The 21,822-nt window shown below is 69.1% G+C and carries 15 protein-coding genes and 2 pseudogenes; 7 read left to right on the top strand and 10 right to left on the bottom strand.

Translation table 11 applies throughout. From position 1 onward, the window contains the following. Positions 1–56 precede the first annotated feature (56 nt). The 3 genes and pseudogenes from glyQ to NKJ47_RS20785 all read left to right on the top strand — a co-directional run. The gene (gene glyQ, locus NKJ47_RS00755; RefSeq protein WP_254459684.1) at positions 57–965 is read left to right on the top strand and encodes a glycine--tRNA ligase subunit alpha; all 909 of its coding nucleotides are present in this window, start codon (positions 57–59) and stop codon (positions 963–965) included. 155 nt (positions 966–1,120) lie between these two features. After that, positions 1,121–2,851 (top strand): annotated as a pseudogene (gene glyS / locus NKJ47_RS00760) (glycine--tRNA ligase subunit beta); the annotation flags it as partial. Next, positions 2,831–3,409, top strand: a pseudogene (locus tag NKJ47_RS20785) (DALR anticodon-binding domain-containing protein); the annotation flags it as partial. The pseudogenes glyS and NKJ47_RS20785, both read left to right, overlap by 21 nt. A 530-nt stretch (positions 3,410–3,939) precedes the next feature. On the opposite strand, the gene rep reads toward NKJ47_RS20785, so the two are convergent. After that, positions 3,940–5,916 carry a DNA helicase Rep gene (gene rep / locus NKJ47_RS00765; protein ID WP_254459686.1) on the bottom strand — a complete coding sequence of 659 codons (1,977 nt, stop codon included), beginning with the start codon at positions 5,914–5,916 and terminating at the stop codon, positions 3,940–3,942. 132 nt (positions 5,917–6,048) lie between these two features. Here rep and NKJ47_RS00770 point away from each other — a divergent pair, with 132 nt between their 5' ends. After that, entirely contained in the window at positions 6,049–6,669 is a 621-nt protein-coding gene (locus NKJ47_RS00770) for a thymidine kinase (protein ID WP_010340794.1), read from the top strand. A 164-nt stretch (positions 6,670–6,833) separates the two neighbouring features. After that, positions 6,834–7,598, top strand: coding sequence for a sel1 repeat family protein (locus NKJ47_RS00775; RefSeq protein ID WP_254459687.1), 765 nt, complete (start codon positions 6,834–6,836; stop codon positions 7,596–7,598). A 193-nt stretch (positions 7,599–7,791) separates the two neighbouring features. Here the strand turns inward: NKJ47_RS00775 and NKJ47_RS00780 are convergent, their stop codons facing one another. The 4 genes from NKJ47_RS00780 to NKJ47_RS00795 all read right to left on the bottom strand — a co-directional run bounded on the left by NKJ47_RS00780 (position 7,792) and on the right by NKJ47_RS00795 (position 12,311). Continuing rightward, positions 7,792–9,396, bottom strand: coding sequence for a glucan biosynthesis protein (locus tag NKJ47_RS00780; protein WP_254459688.1), 1,605 nt, complete (start codon positions 9,394–9,396; stop codon positions 7,792–7,794). 366 nt (positions 9,397–9,762) lie between these two features. Beyond that, on the bottom strand, positions 9,763–10,575 hold the full coding sequence (gene mutM / locus NKJ47_RS00785) for a bifunctional DNA-formamidopyrimidine glycosylase/DNA-(apurinic or apyrimidinic site) lyase (RefSeq protein ID WP_254459689.1): 813 nt from the start codon (positions 10,573–10,575) through the stop codon (positions 9,763–9,765). Between the two features lie 135 nt (positions 10,576–10,710). Beyond that, a complete protein-coding gene (locus NKJ47_RS00790) occupies positions 10,711–11,043 on the bottom strand; it encodes an EF-hand domain-containing protein (protein ID WP_254459690.1) in 333 nt (110 codons plus the stop codon). A gap of 71 nt (positions 11,044–11,114) precedes the next feature. Further along, a complete protein-coding gene (locus tag NKJ47_RS00795; RefSeq protein ID WP_254459691.1) occupies positions 11,115–12,311 on the bottom strand; it encodes a DesA family fatty acid desaturase in 1,197 nt (398 codons plus the stop codon). 133 nt (positions 12,312–12,444) lie between these two features. Between NKJ47_RS00795 and NKJ47_RS00800 the strand changes: the two genes are divergently transcribed. After that, positions 12,445–13,287 carry an ABC transporter ATP-binding protein gene (locus NKJ47_RS00800; RefSeq protein WP_254459692.1) on the top strand — a complete coding sequence of 281 codons (843 nt, stop codon included), beginning with the start codon at positions 12,445–12,447 and terminating at the stop codon, positions 13,285–13,287. A gap of 182 nt (positions 13,288–13,469) precedes the next feature. Here the strand turns inward: NKJ47_RS00800 and mnmE are convergent, their stop codons facing one another. The 5 genes from mnmE to rpmH all read right to left on the bottom strand — a co-directional run bounded on the left by mnmE (position 13,470) and on the right by rpmH (position 20,050). Continuing rightward, entirely contained in the window at positions 13,470–14,813 is a 1,344-nt protein-coding gene (gene mnmE, locus NKJ47_RS00805; RefSeq protein ID WP_254459693.1) for a tRNA uridine-5-carboxymethylaminomethyl(34) synthesis GTPase MnmE, read from the bottom strand. A gap of 31 nt (positions 14,814–14,844) precedes the next feature. Next, on the bottom strand, positions 14,845–17,586 hold the full coding sequence (locus NKJ47_RS00810; protein WP_254459694.1) for a polysaccharide deacetylase family protein: 2,742 nt from the start codon (positions 17,584–17,586) through the stop codon (positions 14,845–14,847). 98 nt (positions 17,587–17,684) lie between these two features. Further along, positions 17,685–19,415: a membrane protein insertase YidC gene (yidC, locus tag NKJ47_RS00815; RefSeq protein WP_254459695.1), complete on the bottom strand. Its 1,731-nt coding sequence runs from the start codon at positions 19,413–19,415 to the stop codon at positions 17,685–17,687. Positions 19,416–19,433: 18 nt separating this feature from the next. Next, positions 19,434–19,913 (bottom strand): ribonuclease P protein component, encoded by a 480-nt coding sequence (gene rnpA / locus NKJ47_RS00820; RefSeq protein WP_429002471.1) that lies wholly within the window; start codon positions 19,911–19,913, stop codon positions 19,434–19,436. Beyond that, entirely contained in the window at positions 19,910–20,050 is a 141-nt protein-coding gene (gene rpmH, locus NKJ47_RS00825; protein ID WP_003469983.1) for a 50S ribosomal protein L34, read from the bottom strand. Before rpmH ends, rnpA begins: the two co-directional genes overlap by 4 nt. Positions 20,051–20,311: 261 nt before the next feature. On the opposite strand from rpmH, the gene dnaA reads away from it, so the two are divergent. Further along, positions 20,312–21,652, top strand: a complete 1,341-nt coding sequence (gene dnaA / locus NKJ47_RS00830) for a chromosomal replication initiator protein DnaA (protein WP_254459697.1) — start codon at positions 20,312–20,314, stop codon at positions 21,650–21,652. Positions 21,653–21,822: the final 170 nt, after the last annotated feature.

Consider the following 21,822-nt stretch of genomic DNA (forward strand, 5'->3'; position numbering starts at 1 on the left):
GAAGTCCCCGCGAGTCGGTCGCTATACTAGCGCACCCCTCAACCGGCCCCTGCGAGATGTCCGTTTCCCGGTCCGTTCCGATCACGTTCCAGGGTCTGATCCAGACCCTCAACCAGTTCTGGGCGCAGCACGGCTGCGTGCTGATCCAACCGCTGGACCTGGAAGTGGGCGCCGGCACCTTCCATCCGGCCACGTTCCTGCGCGCGCTCGGGCCGGAGCCGTGGAACGCGGCCTACGTGCAGCCGAGCCGGCGCCCCACCGACGGCCGCTACGGCGAGAACCCGAACCGCCTGCAACGCTACTACCAGTACCAGGTGGCGATGAAGCCCAACCCGGACAACATCCAGCAGCTGTACCTGGATTCGTTGCGCGCGCTGGGCATCGACCCGCTGGTGCACGACCTGCGCTTCGTCGAGGACAACTGGGAATCGCCCACGCTCGGCGCCTGGGGCCTGGGCTGGGAGGTGTGGCTCAACGGCATGGAAGTCACCCAGTTCACCTACTTCCAGCAGGCCGGCGGCCTGGAGTGCAAGCCGGTGCTGGGCGAGATCACCTACGGGCTCGAGCGCCTGTGCATGTACCTGCAGAACTGCGACAACGTCTACGACCTGGTGTGGACCTACGGCCCCGACGGCACGCCGGTCACCTACGGCGACGTCTACCACCAGAACGAGGTGGAGCAGAGCGCGTACAACTTCGAACACGCCAACGTGGCCGAACTGTTCCACCGCTTCGACGCCTGCGAGCGGGAAGCGCAGGCGCTGGTCGAGGTCGGATTGCCGCTGCCGGCCTACGAACAGGTGACCAAGGCCAGCCACGCCTTCAACCTGCTCGACGCCCGCCGCGCGATCTCGGTGACCGAGCGCCAGCGCTACATCCTGCGCGTGCGCGCGCTGGCGCAGGCGGTGGCCAAGGCCTACTACGCGCAGCGCGAGAAGCTGGGCTTCCCCGGCGTCAAGAAGTGAGCCAAGCCCCTCTCCTTCCGGGAGAGAGGTTGGGGTGAGGGTAAGCCGGCACGAACGGCCGGATGCTCCCGACTCCCCAGGCGCCCGCACCCTCATCCGCCCCTTCGGGGCACCTTCTCCCGCAGGGAGAAGGCACCGCTAGCAAGGTCTGACACATGAGCGAACACCTTCCCCTGCTGATCGAACTGGGCACCGAGGAACTGCCGGTCAAGGCATTGCCGGGCCTGGCCCAGGCGCTGTTCGACGGCGTGATCGCCGGGCTGGAGAAGCGCGGCATCGCGGTCGAGCGCGGCGACGCCAAGCCGCTGTCCACGCCGCGCCGGCTGGCGGTGCTGCTGCCGGGCGTGGCCGTCGAGCAACCGGAGCAGCGCGCGGAAGTGCTCGGCCCCTACCTCAACATCGCGCTGGACGCGGACGGCCAGCCGACCAAGGCGCTGCAGGGTTTCGCCGCCAAGGCCGGGATTGACTGGACCGCGCTGGAGCGCACCAGCGACGCCAAGGGCGAGCGCTTCGTGCACCGCGCGGTGAACCCGGGCGCGCGCACCGCCACGCTGCTGCCGGAGATCCTGCGCGAGGCGATCGCGGCGATGCCGATTCCCAAGCCGATGCGCTGGGGCGATCACGACTACGGCTTCGCGCGGCCGGTGCAGTGGCTGGTGCTGCTGTTCGGCAGCGAGGTGGTGCCGATGCCGCTGTTCGGCGTGCAGGCCGGCCGCGACAGCCGCGGCCATCGCTTCCTGCACGATGCGCCGGTGCCGCTGGCGCAGCCGGGCGACTACGTGGCCGCGCTGCAGGCCGCGCAGGTGCTGGTGGACCCGGACCTGCGCCGGGCGCGCATCGTCGCCGAAGTCGAGCAGGCCGCACGCGACGCCGGCGGCAGCGCGCGCATCGCCGAGGACAACCTGGAGCAGGTGGTGAACCTGGTCGAGTGGCCGTCGGCGGTGCTGTGCCAGTTCGAACCGGCGTTCCTGGCGGTGCCGCAGGAAGCGCTGATCGAGACCATGGAGAGCAACCAGAAGTTCTTCCCGGTGCTCGATGCCGGCGGCAAGCTCACCGAGCATTTCATCGGCATCGCCAACATCGTCTCGCGCGACGTCGCCGAAGTGGCCAAGGGCTACGAGCGGGTGATCCGCCCGCGCTTCGCCGACGCCAAGTTCTTCTTCGACGAAGACCTCAAGCAGGGCCTGGAGGCGATGGGTGCCGGCCTGGCCAGCGTCACCTACCAGGCCAAGCTCGGCAGCATCGCCGACAAGGTGCAGCGCGTGGCCGCGCTGGCCGAGGCGATCGCCGCGCAGGTCGGCGTGGACCCGGCGCAGGCGCGCCGCGCCGCCGAACTGAGCAAGAACGACCTGCAGTCGCGCATGGTCAACGAGTTCCCGGAACTGCAGGGCATCGCCGGCCGCCACTACGCGCTCGCCGCGGGCGAACCCAGCGAGATCGCCCTGGCGATCGACGAGGCCTACCAGCCGCGTTTCGCCGGCGACGACATCGCCCTGTCGCCACTGGGCAAGGTGCTGGCGATCGCCGAACGGTTGGATACGTTGGCCGGTGGGTTCGCCGCCGGGTTGAAGCCCACCGGCAACAAGGATCCGTTCGCGCTGCGGCGCAATGCGCTGGGGTTGGCGCGGACGGTGATTGAGAGTGGGTTTGATGTGGATCTGCGATGGCTTGGCTGGTTCGCTAGCTTGCTCGTCCACAATTCAATGACAACCCAGGTTTCGGTCTCGCTTCTGCAGAATATAAACAGCCTGATTGGGCAGACAGAGTCTGCGGGCATTTTCAAAGGCGACGATCTTTATAAATTGTTCGCTGATCAGAAGGTTAAGGCAGGCCCCACTAGCGCTCTCTTTGATGCAACAGATGCGCTATTCGACTTCATCCTCGACCGCCTGCGCGGCTACTACGCCGACAAGGGCGTGCCGGCGACGCAGTTCAATGCGGTGGCCGCGCTGTTCTCGGTCACGGCTGAAGCCGCTCCTACGAAGGACACGGCGGCGTCCGTAGGAGCGGTTTCAACCGCGACCGCGGCGCTCGGTTCGCTGTACGACTTCGACCGCCGCATCGACGCGATCGGCACCTTCGCCGCGTTGCCGGAAGCCGAGGCGCTGGCCGCGGCCAACAAGCGCATCCGCAACATCCTGCGCAAGGCCGAGGGCGAGATTCCGGCGCAGGTCGATGCGGGCCTGCTGCGCGAGCCGGCCGAGCGCGCGCTGGCCGAGGCGGTGGAAGCGGCGATCGCCGAAACCGACGGCGCGCTGCGCCAACACGACTACGTCACCGTGCTGAACTTCCTGGCACGGCTGCGCCCGCAGGTGGATGCGTTCTTCGACGGGGTGATGGTCAACGCCGACGACCCGGCGCTGCGCCGCAACCGCCTGGCCCTGCTCAAGCGGCTGGGCGATCGCCTGGGCAGCGTCGCCGCGATCGAGCACCTGTCGGCCTAAGCGCCAGCAGTGTCGAACCCGAGACGGGCCGCCTGCGCGGCCCGTTCTCGTTTGCGGGTGGAGCCTCCTGCGGCACTGCGCGGCGCCATTGGCTTCGGCACACTGCAATGCGTCGGGACTGAAGTCCCTCCCACAGGGTCTCCAGCCGACTCTCCGCAAGCTCACTGTGGGAGCGACTTCAGTCGCGACGAGCGAACGCCGGCAACCTCCACAGCAAAACAACGAAGCGCCTGACTAGGTCCGCTCCGCGGTGCGCATACAGCCAACAGTGCAACCCCCTGCTTAAGCCCCTCTCCCACCCCGGGAGAGGGGTTGGGGTGAGGGTACGGCGCGAAGCGACTCGCGGAGTGTGGGTGCACGAGGCTTCGCCCGTACCCTCATCCGCCCCTTCGGGGCACCTTCTCCCGGTGGGAGAAGGAACAGCGCGAGTCCACGCACTACACGCACTAACCCGAGCCTCAACACCCGCAACGCACCGCACACCGCCGCGACGCATCCAATCCCCAATCCCGACTCCCCAATCCCGGCTTCTAATCAAACAACGCCTGGATCGCCGCCAACCCAGCATTGGCGCGCTCCTTCTTGCGCGCCGCGTCGGCCACCGGGTCGGCGCCGTCGCGCTGCATCTCCTCGGCCGGGATCTCGTCGAAGAAGCGGCTGGGCTTGAGCCGGATGTGCTCGCCGAACTTGCGGGTGAGCTTGCTGTAGCTCATCCACAGCTGCTCCTTGGCGCGGGTGATGCCCACATACAGCAGGCGCCGCTCTTCCTGCAGATTGCCTTCTTCCAGGCTGACCTCGTGCGGCAGCACGCCATCCTCGCAGCCGACGATGAACACGTAGCGGAACTCCAGGCCCTTGGAGGCGTGCATGGTCATCATCCGCACCTGGTTGCCGCCGTCGTCCTTGTCGTTGCGCGACAGCAGCGCCAACTGCGCGGCCAGGTCGCCGACGGTGGCGCCGCGCGGGCCGCCTTCGAACCACTTGGCCAACTCCTCCAGGTTGCCGCGGCGGCGCTGGAAACTCGCTTCGTCCTTGCACTGACTGCGCAGTTCGCGGATCAACCCCGACTGCTCGGCGAGCTGGCGCACCACATCGGCCGAGGACAGCGTGGTCGAGGCCGCGCGCAGTTCGTGCAGGATGTCGACGAAATCGCTCAGGCCGTTGGCCGCGCGCGGCGGCAACTGCTGCAGCGCGCCCACCGACTCGGCCGCGCGCGACATCGGCAGGTGCTTGGCCGAGGCCAGTTCGGCCAGCTTGGCCAGCGAGGTCGCGCCGACCTCGCGCTTGGGCGCCTGTACCGCGCGCAGGAACGCCGCGTCGTCGTCGGGGTTGACCAGCAGGCGCAGCCAGGACAGCACGTCCTTGACCTCCTGCCGCTCCAGGAATGCGGTGCCGCCGGTGATGTGGTACGGCACGCCGGCCATCTGCAGCGCCTTTTCCAGCGGCCGCGACTGGAAGTTGCCGCGGAACAGGATGCAGAAGTCGCTCCACGGCACCTGCTTGGCGGTGCCCAGGTAGGCGATCTCGGCGGCGACCTTCTCGGCCTCGTGCTCGCTGTCGCGGCATTCCCACACACGGATGCGCTCGCCGTCGGCCTGGTCGCTCCACAGCGTCTTCAGGTGCTCGTGCGGGTTATGCGCGATCAAGGCATTGGCCGCGCGCAGCACGCGATTGGAGCAGCGGTAGTTCTGCTCCAGCTTGATGATCTGCAGGGCCGGATAGTCGCGGCCCATCTGCATCAGGTTTTCCGGATTGGCGCCGCGCCAGGCGTAGATGCTCTGGTCGTCGTCACCCACGCAGGTGAAGTTGCCGCGCGGGCCGGCCAGCATCTTCAGCAGCCGGTACTGCGCGTCGTTGGTGTCCTGGCTTTCGTCCACCAGCAGGTAGCCGATGCGCTCGCGCCAGGCCATCACGATGTCCTCGTTTTCCTCCAGCACCTGCACCGGCAGGCGGATCAGGTCGTCGAAGTCCACCGCGTTGAAGGTGCTCAGCCGCGCCTGATAGCGCTCGTACAGGCTGGCCGCTTCCTGCTCGCGGGTGCTGCGCGCCGCCGCCATCGCCTGTTCCGGCGACAGCCCGGCGTTCTTGGCGCGCGAGATCAGGTTCTTGGCGTCCTCGATGGCGTCGGGCTTGGCCCCGGGCATCAGGTCCTTGATCTGCGCGGCGGCATCGTCGGCGTCGAAGATCGAGAAGCCGCGCTTCAGGCCCACCGCCGCGTGTTCGATCTGCAGGAACTTCAGCCCCAGGGCGTGGAAGGTGCAGATGGTCAGGCCGTCGGCGGCCTCGCTGCGGATGCGCTTGGCCACGCGCTCGCGCATTTCCTTGGCCGACTTGTTGGTGAAGGTGATCGCGGCGATGCGCTTGGCCGGGTAGCGGCCGCTGGCGATCAGGTGCGCGATCTTTTCCACGATCACGCGGGTCTTGCCGCTGCCGGCACCGGCCAGCACCAGCAACGGACCCTCGCAATGCAGGACCGCGGCGCGTTGGGGAGGATTGAGACCGTGCATGAAAACTTCCCTTGGCCGCGCATTGTACCGGGCGGCGGCCGGCACCGACGCCCCGCCACCGTGCCGGCGCTGAACCGGTTCGCGATCCGGCCGGCGGCCGGGGCGCGCGGCCGCCGCGTTAGAATCGGCGGCATGGCGAAACTGTATTTCTACTATTCGGCGATGAACGCCGGCAAGACCACCACGCTGCTGCAGTCGGCGCACAACTACCGCGAACGCGGCATGCGCACGGCGATCCTGACGCCGCGGCTGGACCACCGCGCCGGCAGCGGCGTGGTCGCCTCGCGCATCGGCCTGCGCGCCGACGGCATGCCGTTCGTCGCCGAGACCGATCTGCTGGCCACCATCGAGGCCGACATCGCCAGCCACGGGCCGTTGCATTGCGTGCTGGTGGACGAGGCCCAGTTCCTCAGCCGCGCGCAGGTCTGGCAGCTCAGCGAAGTGGTCGACCGGCTGCGCATCCCGGTGCTGTGCTACGGCCTGCGCACCGATTTCCGCGGCGAGCTGTTCGAGGGCAGCCAGTACCTGCTGGCCTGGGCCGACGAGCTGCAGGAGATCAAGACCATCTGCCACACCGGCAGCAAGGCGACGATGACCGTGCGCGTGGACGAGAACGGCCATGCGGTGCAGGACGGCCCGCAGGTGGAGATCGGCGGCAACGAGCGCTACGTGTCGGTCAGCCGCCCCGAGTTCAAGAAGATCATGCGCGGCGAAGGCCGCATCGATCCGCTGCAGATCGCGTTGCCGCTGTAACCCGGATGCCACCGCCGACGCACCGCACTGGTGCGTCGTACCAGGAGCGATGAGTCGTGGCTGGCACGTGCCGCGCAAGCGCGCACGCCTATGCCATCAGTCTATGGAGCGTCCCCAGGCGGCATGCCTAGAATCGCGCCGATCACATTCATGGGAGGGGGAACATGCTTTCGTTGAAGAGATTTTTCGCCGGCAGTGGCGCTGCATTGGCCTGTGCCCTGCTGCTCGCCCTGCCCGGCCCCGCCACTGCGGCCCCGGGCGACCACACCTTCCAGGACATCCCGGCGCAGGTCCTGACCGACGGCTTCCTCGACGCGCACCTGGACCTGTTCTATCGCCGCGCCGGCATTCGCGCCGACAAGAAGGGCGAGTACGCCGAGGCCCGGAAGCAGTACCAGTTGGCCGCCCGCTATGCCGACAAGCCGTCGCAGGCGCGGCTGGGCGAGATGTACTGGGAAGGCCAGGGTGGCGCTGCCGACCATACGATGGGTTTCCTGTGGATGGCGCTGGCCGCCGAGCGCGGCTACGACCAGTTCGGCGCGCGCAAGATGGAGTACTGGAACCAGCTGACCCCGGACGAGCGCAAGCGCGCGGCCAAGCTCGACAAATCCATGCTCGCCGAGTACGGCGACCAGGTCGCCAAGCCGCGCCAGGAAGCGGTATTGCGGCGCGAGGCGATGCGCAGCACCGGCGGCCTGCTCGGCCACTCCGGCGCGGCCGGCCCGCTGTCGATCAACGGCCCGCGCGGCGGCAGCATCGATCCGGAAGTGTTCTACGCCAAGCAGTTCTGGGAGCCGAGCGCGTACTGGAAGCTGCAGGACCAGGTATGGGACGGCCGCACCCCGGGCCGGGTCGACATCGGCGATGTCGAGGACATCAGTACGGAAGGCGCGCCGCCACCGCCACCGCAGGAGCCGGCCAAGCACTGAGTGCAGGTCCATCCTCGCGTCGGGACTGAAGTCCCTCCCACAGCGGCCTGTGCGTCCCTGTGGGAGCGGCGTCGGCCGCGACCCGGAAGGCGCACCACACTCGCACGTCCGATTGCGTCGGAAATGAAACACGAGCGCAACGCTCATCCAACCGAGCGCCCGATGCCGGCCCGGCACCGAGCGCGTTCGCGGCTCAGTACAGCTTGCGCTCGGCCGCCGGCGGCGGCGTCCACTGGTACAGCCAGGTCTCGGTCAGCGGGCGCTCGCCGCTGCGCAGGTACAGGCGGATGTCGATCTGCTCGCTGCCGTCGTCCGGCGGCACCACGTCGAACATCGCGCGATAGCCGGAAATCTCGTGCAGCGGCCGCGCCGAGACGATTTCGGTGCGGCCGCGGTTGAGCTGCAGCACCACCTCGACCTTGGCGTCCTGCTCCTTGCCTAGCTTCGCCAGTTCGCCACCGGCGAAATCCACCGCGAAGCGCCACGAGAAATAGTGCCGCTTCTGCCCGACCACGCCGCCCAGGCCGGTGCGGGTGGCCACGCAGTGCGCCAGCGGCGAGGACGCCGGCGGCTGCGCGCCCCAGTACAGGCGGTAGCCGAACAGCAGCTCCTGGCCCGGCTGCGGCTTGTCCTGCGGATTCCAGAACGCCACGATGTTGTCGAAGGTCTCGTCGACGGTGGGGATCTCCACCAGTTGCACCGAGCCCTTGCCCCAGCCCTGCTTCGGCTCCACCCACAGGCACGGGCGCTTCTCGTAGAACACGCCGTCGTCCTGGTAATGATCGAAGTTGCGGTCGCGCTGCAGCAAGCCGAAGCCGCGCGGGTTCTCGTCGACGAACATGTTGAAGCGCAGGTGCGGCGGATTGCACAGCGGCCGCCAGATCCACTCGCCGCCACCGGTCCACATCGCCAGGCCGTCGGTGTCGTGGATCTCCGGGCGCCAGTCCCAATCCATGCGGCGATCGTTCTCGCCGACCTGGTACATGCTGGTGCACGGACCCAGGCCCAGGCGCTCGATGGTCTTGCGCGGATACAGCGCGCTGTCGATGTCCATCAGCAGCACGTCGCCGTTTGTGATCGCGAAGCGGTAGGCGCCGGCCACGCTGGGCGAATCCAACAGCGCGTACACCACCACCGTGTCCGAGCCGGCCTTGGGCTGCTCCAGCCAGTAGGCGATGAAGTCCGGGAATTCCTCCGGCCCGCCGGTACCGGTATCGATCGCCAGCCCGCGCGCCGACTGCCCGTACTGGCCTTCCTTGCCCACCGCGCGGAAATAGCTGGCGCCGAGGAACGCGGCAAAGTCGCGCTCGGTGTCCTGCTTGGTGTTGAGGCGGAAGCCGGCGAAGCCCAACTCCTTCGGCAGCGGCTTGCCCTTCAGCCCGCTGCTGCCGTAGTCGAACGCCGCGCTGTCGTAGGCCAGTTCCTGCGCCTGCCCGTCAACCAGGTCGAACATGTGCACGGGCGTCTTGAAGTACAGGCCCAGGTGGAAGAACTTGGCCTGGAACTTCGGCCCCTGCTCGGCCGCCCACAGCGCGTGATCCTGGCGGTAGCGGATCGACTGGTACTGGTCCCAGGTCAAACCCTCCACCGGCACCGGCAGCACCCGCTTGTGGCTCTGGTACGGCGCCTCGGCCATGGCCCGCGCGTGGCCCTTGAGCCAGGCGTAGTCGAACGGCTGCGGCTTGCCCAGGCGGCGCAGGCCCACCGCGGGGGCGGCCTGGCCGAGCATCGGCATCGCCGGCAAGCCCATGGCGGCGAACGCGGCGGCGGCGTTCTTGAGGAAATCGCGTCGTTGCATGGCCGGGATCGAAACGGAAAAGGACGCTCATCATAGACAAGCGGCGCCGAAGGCGGCGGTGATGGCGCCCGCGGGTCGCATCCCTGGCACAGACGCGCCGGAGCCGGGCGCACTGGCGCTGGCGACGCAGCTTGCCGACCCAGGCATCTCCGCGGCGGCGACGCGCTAGTCGGCAGGTATCGGGGAGTTTCTGGTGACGCGAGAAAGTCCAATGGGGGGAGCGCTTCAGCAAAGGCGCTACCGGGTGCCCGTCGCGGCTGACGTCGCGCTTGCGGTCGCCACGGCATCGCTTGCCGAGCCGCTGCAAAAACACGTTGTTGGGGAGGTGCACTGCAGGCGCCGAACCGCCTTTCTCAGGTCCGTCGCTCAGCGCTGGCAGTGGCCGCACCAGACGCTGGCGCGCTGGCCGATGCTGGCATGGCGCAACGTGCGCCCGCAGCGCTTGCAGGCCTCGCCCTCGCGGCCGTAGACCGAGAGTTCCTGCTCGAAGTAGCCCGGTGCCCCGTCCGGGCTGATGAAATCGCGCAGGGTCGTGCCGCCGCGCTGGATCGCATACCCCAGGATCGCCTTGGCCGCCTCGGCCAGGCGCGCGTAGCGGGCGCGCGAGACTTCGCCGGCCTCGCGCAGCGGACTGATGCCCGCCTGGAACAGGCTCTCGGCGGCGTAGATGTTGCCCACCCCGACCACGATGCGCTGATCCATCAGGAACGTCTTCACCGGCGCGGTGCGGCCGCGGCTGAGCCGGAACAGATGATCGCCGTCGAACGCATCCGACAGCGGCTCCGGCCCCAGCTCGGCGAGCAAGGGATGGGTCTGGCCCGGCGCCTGCCACAGCAGACAGCCGAACCGGCGCGGATCGTTGAAGCGCAGCACGCGGCCGTCTTCCAGGCTGATGTCGACATGGTCGTGCGCCCGCGGCGGCGTGTCGCCGGGCAGCACGCGCAGGCTGCCGGACATGCCCAGGTGCAGCAACGCACTGCCGACCGCGGTATCGAGCAACAGATACTTGGCGCGCCGGCGAATGCCATCGATGCGCTGCCCCGGCAACTGCGCCGCCACCTCCGGCGGAATCGGCCAGCGCAGATCCGGCCGCCGCAGGATCACCCCATGGATGCGCCGCCCCGACAGATGCGGCTCCAGGCCACGCCGGGTGGTTTCGACTTCGGGGAGTTCGGGCATGGGTTCGTCGAATGTCGCAGGTAGATGGGCAAGCTTAGCCGGCGCAAGGTGCGCTTCCGCTGAAGCTGGGGATCGCCGAGGGGACCCGCCCGGGCTGCGCGACGAAACGCATAGCGCGCATCGCGCTGGCGGCCCTCACTGCGGCGGCGCCGCCAGCTCCCGCGCGCTGAGGTAGCCGTCGCCGTTGGTGTCCTGCTTGCGGAAGCGGGCGGTCAGGGTGGCGAGGTGCTGTGCGCGTGTGATCGGTGGGCCGCGGCCGCCGGGCAGTTCGGCCGGGCTGAGCACGCCGTCGTGGTCGAGGTCGCGCGCGTAGAAGGCGTAGCTCATCCAGGCCAGGTATTCGTCCAGGCTGACGCGGCCGTCGCCGTCGCGATCCATGCGCTGCAGGTAGCTGGCGGTGCTGTCGATCGCCTGCGCCTGGGCGTTGGCGATGCCACCAGCGAGCAGGGCGCAGGCGATGCTCAGCATCCGCCACGCCATCAACGACGAACGCCGCGCAAGGCGGCGTTCGTGCGGCGGAGTAAGCGTTGCGCCGCGGCTCATGCCAGGGCGTAGCCCTTCAGTCGCGCTGCGTACGCCTGCAGCGCAGCGATGCCGCTGGCTTCGGCGTCGTGGCACCAGGCCTGCAGGTGCTTGAGGCGTTCGCTGGCGTCATGGGTGCGCGCTTCCAGCAGGGCCGCCAGGCGCGCGCGGTGCTCGACCAGGGTGCGCATGCGCGGGCGCTGCGCCACCCAGTGCTGCAGCTGCTCGCGGGCGTCGGGCTTGAGCCAGCGGCCGTCGTCGACCAGACCCTTGCGCAGGCGCCGCGGCAGCAGCTTGCGCAGCTTGGCGCCGGCCTGCGCGGCTTCTTCCTTCAGCGCCGGCGTGAACACGTTGCGCTGGTAATCGGTCATCGCCTGGAAGCGGTGCGACAACAGCGCGCGCAGGGTGTCGGCGTCGGGCACGGCGATGTTCGGACGCACGTCCAGGGTCGGCGCTACACGCAGGATCCTGGCCAGGCGCAGGGCGGCCAGCGCGCGGATCGCGATCCAGCCGATGTCCAGCTCCCACCTGCGCATCGAGAAACGCGCCGAGCTCGGGAAGGCATGGTGGTTGTTGTGCAGCTCTTCGCCGCCGATCCACAGCGCCCACGGCGTGAGATTGGTCGAGGTGTCGGCGGACTCGAAGTTGCGGTAGCCCCACCAGTGGCCCAGGCCGTTGATCACGCCGGCGGCCCAGAACGGAATCCACGCCATCTGCAGCGCCCACAAGGCGATGCCGGGCAGGCCGAACAGCGCGAAGTTGACCGCGAACAACGCCACCGGCCCCAGGTTCGCGTACGGGGTGTACAGGTGCCGCTCGATCCAGTCGTCCGGCGCGCCCTTGCCGTACTGCTCGATGTCGCCGCGCTGGGTGCGCGCTTCGCGGTACAGCTCCACGCCGCGCCAGAACACGCGGGCGATGCCCTTGGTCTGCGGGCTGTGCGGATCTTCCTCGGTCTCGACCTTGGCGTGGTGCTTGCGATGGATCGCCACCCACTCCTTGGTGATCATCGAGGTGGTGAACCAGGTCCAGAAGCGGAAGAAGTGCGCCAGCAGCGGATGGAAATCCACGCCGCGGTGCGCCTGGCTGCGATGCAGGTACAAGGTCACCGCGAAGATGGTGAGCTGGGTGAACAGCAGCAGCACGGCCAGCATGCCCCACCAGCCGACGCCGAGCAGGCCATTGCCGAGGAAGTCGAGGATCGCGTCGAACATTGCCAGAAGCTCCAGAGCGTAGGACGGCGTGGGGGTAACGACATGATGGGGGTTGCGACCGCAAACTTCACCCGGCGCTCGCGTATGGTATTCAGCCGCCAAGCGCTTCCGATCACAGAACGGTGTCCGTTCCATGTCAGCCGCCTTTCCCCAAGCAACCCCCATGCCAGCGGCCGCGCCGTTGATCGAACTGGACCGCGCCAGCGTCGTCCGCGGCCAGGTGCGGGTGCTGCACGCGCTGAGCCTGCGCATCGCGCTCGGCCAGCACACCGCCATCCTCGGCCCGAACGGCTGCGGCAAGTCCTCGTTCATCAAGCTCATCACCCGCGAGCTGTATCCGCTGGCGCGCGCCGGCGAGGAACCGGCGGTGCGGGTGCTCGGCCAGAGCCGCTGGCAGGTGGACCGGCTGCGCAGCCAACTGGGCATCGTCACCGGCGACCTCAGCGTCAATCTCGCCGACATGCCCGGGCTGGACGTGGAAAGCGCGGTGTTGTCGGGGTTCTTCGCCAGCTATGTGGTGCCGCCGCACCGCGAGGTGACCGAGGCGATGCGCGGGCGCGCACGCGAGGCGCTGCAGGCCGCACGCGCGCTGCCGTTGCTGCGGCGTCCGTATGCGGAATTGTCGGCTGGCGAGACCCGGCGCGTGCTGATCGCGCGCGCCCTGGTCAACCGGCCGCAGGCGCTGCTGCTGGACGAACCCAGCACCGGCCTGGATCTGGTCGCACGCGAGCACCTGCTGGCGACGATGCGCGACCTCGCCCGCCAGGGCATCACCCTGGTGCTGGTCACCCACCACATCGAGGAGATCGTGCCCGAGATCGCGCGGGTGATCCTGCTGCGCGAGGGCCAGGTGTACGCCGACGGCGCGCGCGAGGACCTGCTCGCCGATGCGCCGCTGTCGGCGGTGTTCGGCGGACCGGTGAGGGTGCAGCGCGACGGCGACAGCTACAGCGCGCGGGTGGTTGCGGATGGCTGATCGGGGCAACGCAAGCCGGGTGCCAGCTGCGACTGCGGATGAAATGGCGGGCTTCCGAGCGCCGGCGCGGTGGCGGCGGGCGCTTTCTGTAGGAGCGGCTTCAGCCGCGACAGGCGTTCCCGGTCAAGCCCGTCGCGGCTGAAGCCGCTCCTACGCTGCACTCGGCAGCGCGCCAGTGCGCGCTACTTGCCGATACAGAAGCTGGAGAAGATCCGCCCGAGCAGGTCGTCGGCGCTGAGCGTGCCGACGATCTCGCCAAGCGCGGCATGGGCCAGGCGCAGTTCCTCGGCCGCCAGTTCCAGGCGTTCGTGTTCCAGCTCGGCGGCGGCCGCGTCGACGTGCGTGGCGGCGCGCTGCAGCGCGTCGACGTGGCGGGCGCGTGCGGAGAACTCGCCGTCGCTGCCCTCGCCGGCCGCGGCGCCGGCGATCGCGCGCAGCTGCGCGTGCAGCTGCTCCAGGCCGCTGCCGGTGGCGGCGGAGACGTAGACGCGCTCGGCGCTGGCCGCGGGCACCGCGGCGAGCAGATCGCTCTTGTTGTGGATCCACAGGCGCTGCGGCACGTCGGCGATGGCGTCGGCGATCGCGGCCTGGCCGGCCTCGGCCTGGCGCGCATCGAGCACGATCAGCGCCAGGTCGGCGCGCTGCAGTTCCTGGCGCGCGCGGCGCATGCCCTCGCGCTCGATCGCGTCGCCGCCTTCGCGCAGGCCGGCGGTGTCGACCAGGGTCAGTTCCACACCATCCAGGCGCACGGTCTCGTGCAAGGTGTCGCGGGTGGTGCCGGCGATGTCGGTGACGATGGCGCGGTCGCTGCCGGCCAGCGCGTTGAGCAGGGAACTCTTGCCGGCGTTCGGCGGGCCGACCAGCACTGCGTGCAGGCCATCGCGCAGGCGCCGGCCGCGTTCGGCGTCGGCACGCAGCTGCGCCAGGTCCGTGCGCGCCTGTGCCAGGCCAGCGCGCACCTGCGCACCGCCCAGCGTGTCCAGCGCCTCGTCGGCGAAATCGATCGCCGCTTCGACGTGGATGCGCAGGCGGATCAGCTGTTCGGCCAGGTCGTCGACGCGGCGCGAGAACACTCCGTCCAGCGAGCGACGTGCCGCGCGTGCGGCGCGCAGGTCGCCGGCGGCGATCAGGTCGGCGATCGCCTCGGCCTGGGCCAGGTCCAGCTTGCGGTTGAGGAAGGCGCGCTCGCTGAACTCGCCCGGGCGCGCCGGCCGCGCGCCCAGTTCGCAGCAGCGCGCCACCAGGTGCCGCAACAGCACCGGGCTGCCATGCGCCTGCAGTTCCAGCACATCCTCGCCGGTGAAGCTGCGCGGCCCCGGAAACCACAGCGCGATGCCGTCGTCCACGACCTCGCCGTGCGCGTCGCGAAAGCGCGCGTAGCGCGCGCTGCGCGGCACCAGTGCGCCCAGCCCCAGGCCCGCGGCGATAGCCGCCGCCGCCGGGCCGGACACGCGCACCACGCCGACCCCGCCCGCGCCGGGAGCGGTGGCGATGGCGGCGATGGTGTCGGTGGCGGAAGACGGCATGGCGAAGGCGGCAGGTCTGCGGTGAGGAGGACTACAGCGTCTGCAACTGGCCGCGGACGTAGGCCGCCGACGCGCCGTTGGGTTGCAGCGCCAGGTAGGTCTGGAAGGCGCGCTTGGCCTTGGCCGCATCGCCCAGCTGGCGGTAGGCGTCGCCCAGGTTGACGTAGGCCACCGCGCGCGAGGGATCGATCTTCAGCGTGTTCTCCAGCCAGCGCACGGACTGCGCGTACTTGCCCTGGCGATAGTAGATGAAGCCCAGGTTGTTGGCCGCCAGCGCGAAGTCCGGGCGCAGCTTCAGCGCCTCGGTGAACTGCGCCTCGGCCTCGTCGTAGCGCTTCTCCTTGTACAGCTGCAGGCCGCGGTCGTTGGCGCGCTGCGCCCGCTGCCGGTCGGACACCGGGCCGGCCGCGGCCGGCACCGCCAGCGGCCGTTCGCCGCCCTGCAGGTCCTTGACCACCACCGCCGGCTTGGCCGCGGCGGCCGGGGCAGCTGCGCTGCCGCCGCCGGCCTTCGGCGTCGCGGTCGACGCCGGCGCGGCGGCATCGACGCGATCGTTCATCGCGATCGCCGCCGAGGACAGCTGCTGGGTGCTGGCGGTGAGGAATTCCTCGCCCTCCGGCACCTGCAGCACGAACTCGCCGCCCTGCGACCCCGGCAGGCTGCCGAACGCCGGAGTCTGCTGCGAAATGCTCGACACCGCCGGCGCCACGTAGGCGGCCAGCTCGGTGCCGGTGATCAGGCCGTCGCCGTTGAGATCGGCCTTGCCCGACAGCGCCTGCAACAGCACCCAGGTGAACACCGAATGGCCATTGGGGCCGCTGTCGGCGACCTGCTGGTCGGCGCCGCCGGCGGTGAGCATCTGCCGGGCGATGCGCCGCGCGTTCTCGCGCAGGTAGGCGCTGGTACCGCCGCCGCGGGTCAGGCCCAGGCCGCTGTAGCACGCATCCATCACGAACAGCACGTGCTTGGCTTCCAGACTCTCGGCGATGTCCTGGATCTCGGTCATCGGAATCGCGTCGGTGGCGAACTGCGCCGGGTCCGAGTCGGCGGGCACGATGTAGCCGAGGTCGCGTCCGGAGGCCAGCTTGCGGGTCGCGCCATGGCCGGCGAAGAACACGAACACACGATCGTTCTTGCCCACGCCGCCGTGTGCGAGCCGATCGTGGAAGGCAGCCAGGATGTTGTTGCGGGTGGCCTCCTGGTTCTTCAGCACGATCACCTGCGACGAGGGGAAACCGAAGCTGCCGGTGAGCGTCTGCGCGATCGCCTGCGCATCGTTGGCCGCGTACTGCAGCTTGGGCCAGTGCGCGTAGTCGTCGATGCCGATCACGATGGCCCACGACGTGTCGTAGCCGCTGGTCACCGCCGGTGCGGCGGCGTTGCTGGCCGCGCGCGCGACGCTGAAGTCGCGCCCGTTCCAGGCGGCGAACTGGTAGCCGTCGGCGCTGAGCCGGTCCAGGATCTGCGGCAACGCCTTGACCGTGCGCGCGTGGATGTCGTGGAACAGCAGGATGCCGCGCTGCTCGCGGCCGACCTGCTCGAGCACGCGCTGCACGATCGACTCCGGCACCGGATCGGCCCAGTCCAGCGAATCCACGTTCCACATCACCGACTTCAGGCCGGCCTCGCCGAGGATCTGCATGCCCTCGGCGTTGCGCGCGCCGTAGGGGAAGCGGAACAGCGGCGCGCGCTTGGCGTCGACCGCGCGCAGCATGCGGTCGGTGTCGAGGATCTGGCTGCGCAGCGCGGCGCCGGTTTCCTTGGACAGCTGCGCATGGGTCAGGCTGTGGTTGCCGACGGTGTAGCCCTGCTCCATCAGGCTGCGGCTGACGCTGGCCAGCGGCGACAAGTCGACCTTGCCATCCGGCTCGAGCTTGCCCAGGTTGCGGCCGACCTCGAAGAACGTGGCCGGCACGTCGTAGCGCTTGAGGATGGCGACGATCTCGTCGGTGTATTCGCGGTGCGGGCCGTCGTCGAAACTCAGCACCACGGTCTTCGGCGGCAGGTCGCGGCCGAACACCTCGCGGTCGCTGTCCTGCATCGACATCGGGTACGGGGTGATCACGCCGTAGTCGCGCAGGATCGCCTCGCGCGTGTACAGCGTGCCCAGGTGGGCGACGTAGTCCTCCCACTTCTCGCGCTTCTGCACGATCGCGCGGGTGCGGTCGAAGCGGCTGAAGATCGCGGTGATCTCGCGGTTGTAGGTGCGTTCGATCTCGTCGAGCGCGTCCAGGTCCTCGCCGATGCGCTGGTGCAGCTTGATCGCCGGCAGCGAGGAATCCTTGCCGATGCGGACCTGCCAGTCGGCGAGGAGTTCGCGGAACGCTAGGCGGTCGGCGTCGTACAGGTCCGGCGCCGATTCGACGTAGTCCAGCAAGCTGCCGACCGCGGCGAAGCGCTGCGGGTCCGGCAGCGCCAGCAGCGCATCGAACTGCTTGGCCAGCGCCTCGCGGCGCTCCAGGCCCTCGTGGAACAGTTGCTGGCCGACGCTACTGGAGGTCTGGCGGTCGGCCGGCGATTGTTTGGCCTCGTCGGCCAGCAGCACGATGATCTTGCGCTGCGCCGCCAGCTGCGCCTGCAGGCCCTGCAACAGCGTCGTTGCCTGGGTCTGCAGTGCGGGCGAGCCGGGAATGGCGATTGCCGACGCGGGCGACGCGGGCTTGGCTGCAGTGGTCTCGCTACCGGTGGGCGGACGCTGGCAGGCGGCCAGCGCCAAGGCAAGCAGGCCGATCACGGCCACGGACGGCGACAACGGACGACGACGCTTGCGCATGACCACGGACTCGCGAGCAAGGCGGTGCGGGGACGCACACGCCGGCGCCTTCCCCGGCCGCATGCGCAACGCCCGCCGGAGGGCGGGCGTTGTCGGGTTTACTTCTTGGCCTTGGCCGGCGGCTTGCCGCTGCCGCCACCGCCGGCGCTGGCCGGTTCGCCGTGGCGCTTGGTCATCCACCACTGCTGCAACAGGCCCAGCGATCCGTTGGTGACCCAGTACAGCACCAGACCGGACGGCACGAAGGCCATCATCACGCCGAACACCAGCGGCATGAACTGCATCATCTTGGCCTGCACCGGATCCATGCCCGGCGACGGGGTCAGCTTCTGCGTCAGCCACATCACCGCCACGTTGATCACCGGCAGGATGAAGTACGGATCGCGCGCGGTCAGGTCCTGGATCCAGCCGAACCACGGCGCCTGGCGCAGTTCCACCGACTCCACCAGCACCCAGTACAGCGCGAAGAAGATCGGCATCTGGATCAGCACCGGCAGGCAGCCGCCCATCGGGTTGATCTTCTCCTTCTTGTACAGCTCCATCATCGCCGTCTGGAACTTCTGCTTGTCGTCGCCGTAGCGCTCCTTGAGCTGCTGGATGCGCGGCTGGAACTTGCGCATCTTGGCCATGCTCTTGTACTGCGCGGCCGACAGCGGATACAGCACCAGCTTCAGCAGCACCACCAGGCCGACGATCGACCAGCCCCAATTGCCCAGCAGGCTGTGCAGGTGGCTGAGGATCCAGAACAGGCCCTGGCCGAGCAGCGCCATCAGCGAGAAGCGGCTGTAGTCGACCACGCGGTCGAGGCCGCGCACGTTCTCCTTGGCGATCTGGCTGACCAGCTTCGGCCCGACCCACAGGCGCGCCTCGGTGCTGGCGCTGGCGCCCGGCGCCACGGTGAAGCCAGGGCCGCGCGCTTCGATCACATGTCGCGGGCCGTCGTTGGACAACACGTACACCGCCTGCTGGTCGGCCTGCGGAATCCAGCTGGTGAAGAAATGGTGCTGCAGCAGCGCGATCCAGCCACCGGAGATGGTCTGGTTGAGCGGGCCGTCTTCCAGGTAGTCCTTGAACGCGCGGCGCTGGTAGCCGTCGGCCGGGCTGAACCAGGTGGCACCGTTGAAGCTGAAGGAATCCGGGTTGGTCATGCCGCGGCTGACGATGGTCGGCACCCGGCTCAGCTTGCGGAACACGTAGCCCTGCCACGGCTTGCTGCCATGGTTGACGACCTCGTCGTGCACCTCTATCGCGTAGTGGCCGCGTTGCAGGGTGTAGACGCGGCGGATGCTGACGCCGTCCGGGCCGTTCCACACGAACGGCACCTGCAGGCTGTCCTGGCCCTTGGCCAGCACGTAGTTCTTGCCCGGCTCCTCAGGACGGAACCCGCCCGGGCCCGGCGACGGCGAATTGTGCTCGCCAACCCAGCCGCTGGTGGCGGTATACGGATGCGCCGGGTCCTCGGTCAGCAGCTGCACCGGCGGGCTGCCGGGCTGCTTGGTCTGCGGGAACTGCAGCAGGTCGGCGTCGAACACGCTGCGGCCGTCCAGGGTCAGACGCAGCACGTCGGTGGTGACGGTGACCCGCGGCGCGGCGCTGGCCGCGGCGGTCTCAGGCGTGCCGCTGGCCGGCGTGGCGCCGGGCACCGAGGCCTGCGGAACGGCCGGCGCGTGCGTGGCGCCGGCATCGGCGTCCTGCGCCGGCGGCACCGTGGTCGCCGCCGCGACCGTCGCCGCATTGGCGCTGGGCGCGTGTTCCTTGTTCCACTCCATCCACAGCAGGGCCGCGACCATCAGCCAGGCGAAAATCAGGAAAAGGCGGGTCTGGTTCATCGGACAGGCAAGCTCGGCTCAGCCAGAAAGGGTTTCTGACGTGGAGGTGGGGGAAGAAGGACGATCGGGCGGCGGCATTGTGCCGTCCGCGGCCGGGGCCGGCAATGCGCCGGCGCGGCGCAGCAGGCGCTCGTAGGCCTGGCGCAGCTGCGCGCCGCTGGCCTGGGCGGCGGCGCTGCGCGCCACCACCACGTAATCGCCGGGCGCCAGCCACGGCAGCAGCTGCCGCGTGGCCTCGCGCATCACGCGCTTGATGCGGTTGCGCACGACCGCACGCTTGTCGACCTTGCGCGACACCGCCAGACCCAGCCGCGCCGGGTGCGGCGCACTGTGCCAGTGCAGGCTCATCAGCGGCTCGGAACAGCGGCGCGCGGCATCGAACACGACGCGGTATTCCGCAGACGTGCGAACCCGCGCAGAGCGAGGAAATCGCCTACGCGGGTCGGGAGGATTCACGGTCCGGATTGCAGGCGCCGCCTGGGGCGGCGAAGCAATCAAGCGCTCAGGCGCTTGCGGCCCTTGGCGCGGCGGCGGGCCAGGATCTTGCGGCCGTCGGCGGTGGCCATACGGGCACGGAAGCCGTGGTCGCGCTTGCGCTTGAGGTTGCTGGGCTGGAAGGTGCGCTTGGTGGCCATCGGGGCGCTCTGATCTGAATGGGGCGGAAAGAACCGGAAATTCTATAGGACCACTCACGCCGCGGTCAACTCCCTGTCTCCACCACGGCAGAGGCCGGCAGCGCCAGGCCTGTGGATGGATCTGTGAATAGCCATGGGAAAACCATTCCCGACCCTGCGCGCCGGTGGTAGTCTGATCCATCCGCTTTCCTCTCCCACCGGCCGAATGCGCCGCGCCCGAGCGCGCCCTTCATGCCCGGTCTATCGACGAATTTAGATCTGATGGATGCTTGGCCCCGTTGCCTGGAACGTCTGGAAGCCGAATTTCCAGCCGAGGACGTTCACACTTGGTTGAAACCGCTGCAAGCCGAACAGCGCCATGACAACAGCATGGTGCTGTACGCCCCGAACGCCTTCATCGTCGAGCAGGTACGCGATCGCTACCTGCCGCGCATCCGCGAGCTGCTGACCTACTTCGCCGGCAGCGGCGAGGTGCTGCTGCAGGTCGGCTCGCGCCCGCGCGCGCCGGAACCGGCCGCGGCACCCGCCAGCGATCCGGCGGCGGCGCGCACGCCGGCGCCGCCGTTGCTGGAGCCGTTCGCCGGCAACCTCGATTCGCACTACACCTTCGCCAACTTCGTCGAAGGCCGCAGCAACCAGCTCGGCCTGGCCGCGGCGGTGCAGGCCGCGCAGAAGCCCGGCGACCGTGCGCACAACCCGCTGCTGCTGTACGGCGGCACCGGCCTGGGCAAGACCCACCTGATGTTCGCCGCCGGCAATGCCATGCGCGAGCAGAATCCGAACGCGCGGGTGATGTACCTGCGTTCGGAACAGTTCTTCAGCGCGATGATCCGTGCGCTGCAGGACAAGACCATGGACCAGTTCAAGCGCCAGTTCCAGCAGGTGGACGCGCTGCTGATCGACGACATCCAGTTCTTCGCCGGCAAGGACCGCACCCAGGAAGAGTTCTTCCACACCTTCAACGCGCTGTTCGACGGCCGCCAGCAGATCATCCTGACCTGCGACCGTTATCCGCGCGAGGTCGAGGGCCTGGAGCCGCGGCTGAAGTCGCGCCTGGCCTGGGGCCTGTCGGTGGCGATCGACCCGCCGGATTTCGAGACGCGCGCGGCGATCGTGCTGGCCAAGGCGCGCGAGCGCGGTGCCGAGATCCCCGACGACGTGGCGTTCCTGATCGCCAAGAAGATGCGCTCGAACGTGCGCGACCTGGAAGGGGCGCTCAACACGCTGGCGGCGCGCGCCAACTTCACCGGCCGCGCGATCACCACCGAGTTCGCCCAGGAGACCCTGCGCGACCTGCTGCGCGCCCAGCAGCAGGCGATCGGCATCCCCAACATCCAGAAGACCGTGGCCGATTACTACGGCCTGCAGATCAAGGACCTGCTGTCCAAGCGGCGCACGCGCTCGCTGGCACGGCCGCGGCAGGTGGCGATGGCGCTGACCAAGGAACTGACCGAACACAGCCTGCCGGAAATCGGCGACGCGTTCGCCGGGCGCGACCACACCACTGTGCTGCACGCCTGCCGGCAGATCAAGCACCTGATGGAGACCGACGGCAAGCTGCGCGAGGATTGGGACAAGCTGATCCGCAAGCTCAGCGAGTAGTGCGACGGCCGCTGCGGAGGGCGCCGGATAAATCGGTGCATGACTTCGCGACAAATCCGGGAGAAACTGTGGATAACGCGCGACGCGGCGGCGACGGCAAAACTATCCACAGGTTTCCCCACCAGTTCCAGGGAAGTAGTACACGGGATTGGGAGCGTTAAAAATTCTTT

The organism is Xanthomonas sacchari (genome assembly GCF_024266585.1).
Taxonomy (GTDB): Bacteria; Pseudomonadota; Gammaproteobacteria; order Xanthomonadales; family Xanthomonadaceae; genus Xanthomonas_A; species Xanthomonas_A sacchari_C.

Excerpts from the sequence above, each read along its gene's own strand:
- glyQ (WP_254459684.1), top strand. The coding sequence starts at position 57 with ATGTCCGTTTCCCGGTCCGTTCCGATCACGTTCCAGGGTCTGATCCAG.
- rep (WP_254459686.1), bottom strand. The coding sequence starts at position 5,916 with ATGCACGGTCTCAATCCTCCCCAACGCGCCGCGGTCCTGCATTGCGAG.
- NKJ47_RS00770 (WP_010340794.1), top strand. The coding sequence starts at position 6,049 with ATGGCGAAACTGTATTTCTACTATTCGGCGATGAACGCCGGCAAGACC.
- NKJ47_RS00775 (WP_254459687.1), top strand. The coding sequence starts at position 6,834 with ATGCTTTCGTTGAAGAGATTTTTCGCCGGCAGTGGCGCTGCATTGGCC.
- NKJ47_RS00780 (WP_254459688.1), bottom strand. The coding sequence starts at position 9,396 with ATGCAACGACGCGATTTCCTCAAGAACGCCGCCGCCGCGTTCGCCGCC.
- mutM (WP_254459689.1), bottom strand. The coding sequence starts at position 10,575 with ATGCCCGAACTCCCCGAAGTCGAAACCACCCGGCGTGGCCTGGAGCCG.
- NKJ47_RS00790 (WP_254459690.1), bottom strand. The coding sequence starts at position 11,043 with ATGCTGAGCATCGCCTGCGCCCTGCTCGCTGGTGGCATCGCCAACGCC.
- NKJ47_RS00795 (WP_254459691.1), bottom strand. The coding sequence starts at position 12,311 with ATGTTCGACGCGATCCTCGACTTCCTCGGCAATGGCCTGCTCGGCGTC.
- NKJ47_RS00800 (WP_254459692.1), top strand. The coding sequence starts at position 12,445 with ATGTCAGCCGCCTTTCCCCAAGCAACCCCCATGCCAGCGGCCGCGCCG.
- mnmE (WP_254459693.1), bottom strand. The coding sequence starts at position 14,813 with ATGCCGTCTTCCGCCACCGACACCATCGCCGCCATCGCCACCGCTCCC.
- NKJ47_RS00810 (WP_254459694.1), bottom strand. The coding sequence starts at position 17,586 with ATGCGCAAGCGTCGTCGTCCGTTGTCGCCGTCCGTGGCCGTGATCGGC.
- yidC (WP_254459695.1), bottom strand. The coding sequence starts at position 19,415 with ATGAACCAGACCCGCCTTTTCCTGATTTTCGCCTGGCTGATGGTCGCG.
- rpmH (WP_003469983.1), bottom strand. The coding sequence starts at position 20,050 with ATGGCCACCAAGCGCACCTTCCAGCCCAGCAACCTCAAGCGCAAGCGC.
- dnaA (WP_254459697.1), top strand. The coding sequence starts at position 20,312 with ATGGATGCTTGGCCCCGTTGCCTGGAACGTCTGGAAGCCGAATTTCCA.